The following is a 3024-nucleotide window of genomic DNA, read 5'->3' as shown; positions in this document are numbered from 1 at the left end:
GTGCCGGGTGCTGGCGTCGTCCTGCTGTCCGCAGCCGGATTCGCCGCCGACGCCAGGGGTCTTGATGACCTCCGACTCCATCTTCACCTGCAGCGGTGCGTCCAGGATGTACAGCTCGTCGCCGTTGTCGCGGACGGTGGCGGTGTCGGGCATGATCCACTGCCGCATGGAGACGCATTTGGTCTCGCCGCGCAGCGAGTCCCAGAACTTCTTTCCGCCCGGCGTGTTCGGGTGGATGAACTTCGCCACCGACTTCTTCATCGCCAGGTCGGCCTCCAGCAGTACCCGCCCGGCGTCGGTCTTGCCGAACTTGTCGTCGATGATCCGGTCGGGCTCGTCAGGGTTGAGGTTGACGGTGAACGCCGACGGCGGCAGTTCCAGCCAGACGAAGAACGAGTCCGAGGCGAGCTGTGCGGCCCGCCGGCCGCCGAAGGACTGCTCGTCGGCCGGAAGGGCGTCGGCCTTGAACGCGTACTGGACGCCGGAGCCGTTGTGGTACGTGTCGGAGACGTAGCGCAGCTCCAGCGTCGAGAAGTCAACGCCGCCGAGGTCGGGCTGGGTGACCGCCGGAGTGTCGCCGTCCGCGGCGAGGTTCTCGGTGTGCCAGTCCTGGATCAGCCCGGTCCGGAGCGCCTGCTGCAGCGAGTCGGGAGAGGCCTCGACCGCCTCGGTCATCGGGCTGTCGGCCGGCAACTGGCCGGGGGCAGCGAGGACGTCCGGGACGGCCGCGTCACCGCTCGGTCCGCCTTGCGGCCCGCCGGGAGGGCTTGTGGGTGCCTGGGCGGCGGCGCCGTCGTCAGGGGTGGGGGGCGGCGTGCTGTTCAAGGAGCCGGGCGGCACCTTCTGCCCGATCGCCGGGAAGTACCGGACGTCGACCTGGACGCGGTGCTTCGCCGCCAGCTTCTCGATCATCTTGACCGATTCCGGGGTGGGTCGCTCGCCAAACGCGGCGATCACTCGGCAACCGGTCGCTTTGGCGATCTTCATCAGGTCCTCGAACTGCTTCCGGCCCTCCTTGGTGTCGACGTCCTTGCCGGACTTGATCTCCAAAATGACCTTGAGCTTCTCGAAGTCCGCGGCGTCGAGCGGGCGGTCCTTCTTGTGCAGGCGCAGACGCGCGAGCAGGGGAAGGAGCTCCCGGGGCACCCTCTGGCCGAAGCGCCAGTGGCCCTCGGGGTTCAGTCCCTCCTTCTCGACGTACTCACTTCGGAGCAGCGGCTCGAACGCCGCGCCCTTGCGCTTGCTGTTGAAGGCGTTCACGTACCCCGTGCGCCATTCCTTCCAGTCCGGCACCGAACTGCCCTCCTTCTGCAGCTTCCAGTGCGCGAACATGAAGTTCTTGGTGGCCCAGGTGTATTGGTTCGGAGCGCCGATGCCGTTCAGTACCTGCTCCGAGGGCTCAGCGACGGAACCCAGCACGCCGGGTTCGTTGAAGACGATCTTCTCGAACTGCGTGCGGAACTTCTCCCAGGTCGTGCCTCTCTTGCTGTACGTCTTCCAGCGCGCGAACAGGTGCTCCCGTGTGCCACGGGTGTAGTTCTTCTTGTTCCCGATCGGGCCGAGGTCCGCCTGCGTGGGCTCGGGGATGCGGTTGAGCGCATCGGCGCTCTCGTACTCGTACACGCCCCTCGGGTACGTGTCCTCCGTCGGCTTGACACCTGGGAGCGGGAAGTCCTCTGCTGCGGCGGCAGCTGGCACAGATGGACCGGCCAGGCCCAACACACTGACCAGACTCAGGCCAGTTGCGAGCGCCAACGTACGGATCCGCAGGAGCGCTAAAGGAATCACCATCCGGCAATTGTCGGGACCCGATCAAGATGGGGTCAAGGGCGGGCTAGAAGCGATCGGGCAGCCAGGGCTCGAGGTCTGCTGTGCTGAGGACGAGGGTCGCAAGCGCCTTCTGTGACGCGGCACGGACTCCGGCCATCTGAGCCGAGGTGGCGGACCGGTAGCCGCCGGCGTACCAGACGGCGAGCTGGCACCGCGTCAGGGTGATCTGTCCTTCTACGCGGGTCGGGGTGATCTCGGCCCTGCCGTCCTTGATATGGAGCATCCAGCGGTCCCAGCCCGTCACTTGTGGTGTTCTCAATCTCGATCGGGACCGTGATGGTGAGGTCGGCAGGCCAACCGCGGAGTCGTACGGCTTCGGGGATGTCGAGGATGCGAAGCATCCAGGGGTGCCAGGACTCGGCGGTGGTCCGGTGGTGTCGGAGGCCGTGCAGGAGGGTGGGGTAAAGCGGGAGGGCTCCCCGCCGGAACTCGACGGTGGCGGCGCGGGTGTTGTGGCGGCCGAGGAAGGCGAGCATGGCTGAGGCGGTGGGCTGGCCGGCGGCCCAGAAGTCGTGGACGACCAGGGTCGCACCGTGGCGCTCGCGGCGCTGGGGGGCCCAGAGACAACAGCCCGGCGGGGTGAGCCTGCCCGCCAGGCCGCCCAAGACGGCCGGTGCATGCCGAAAGAACCCTCGTATGATCAAGAACTTCCGGCGGAGCCTGATGGGTGCCGCCCTGACTTTCGCCGTACTCGCACCCGCTGCCCCGCCCACGCCGACGAGGTCACTTGATCGAGGGCATCACCTCGCTGCCGGTCGCCGAGGAAGTCCGCGACGGGGACAAGCGCGATCCGTACCCGCACCGGAAGGACGACGATATGAGCTTCGGGGCGACATGACACCCACCCGGTCGACCGAATCGGCCACTCGGGTGCCCTTTCCGCGAGCAGGAGGGGCACCGTCCATCACTTTCCGCTGTGGTCGATGACGTTGCCGTTGGTGCAGGCGTTGGAGTAGTCCGCGACGAAGTCGCCCAGGACAGGCACGACGGCGACCTGCTGGAGGCACACGGCGGCAGCGGTGAAGTCACCCGGCCAGGCGGGGTTGGGCGGAAGCGGAGTGCTGAACCTCAGCTGTCGTGAGTTCGTGGTCTGGTTGCGGTGGTCGTGAGTCCGTCGCCGAGTGCGCTTCTCCGGTACAGAACATGCCGTCCGTCACGTGTCCGGGTGACCAGTCCTGTGGAGTGCAGGACACG

Annotated in this window: 1 protein-coding gene and 2 pseudogenes; all 3 read right to left on the bottom strand. The window is 67.2% G+C overall.

From position 1 onward, the window contains the following. A pseudogene (locus VIU94_RS13120) lies at positions 1-1623 on the bottom strand (hypothetical protein); the annotation flags it as partial. 211 nt (positions 1624-1834) lie between these two features. Then, complete coding sequence (locus VIU94_RS13115; RefSeq protein ID WP_331910928.1) at positions 1835-2074, bottom strand: sterol carrier protein domain-containing protein; 240 nt, start codon at positions 2072-2074, stop codon at positions 1835-1837. Positions 2075-2171: 97 nt separating this feature from the next. Beyond that, a pseudogene (locus tag VIU94_RS44705) lies at positions 2172-2543 on the bottom strand (hypothetical protein); the annotation flags it as partial. Positions 2544-3024: the final 481 nt, after the last annotated feature.

The sequence above is a fragment of the Streptomyces sp. genome, from assembly GCF_036566765.1.
GTDB lineage: Bacteria > Actinomycetota > Actinomycetes > Streptomycetales > Streptomycetaceae > Streptomyces.
Note: the sequence above shows the minus strand (reverse complement) of the source record. Positions and strands in the feature narration are given on the sequence as shown.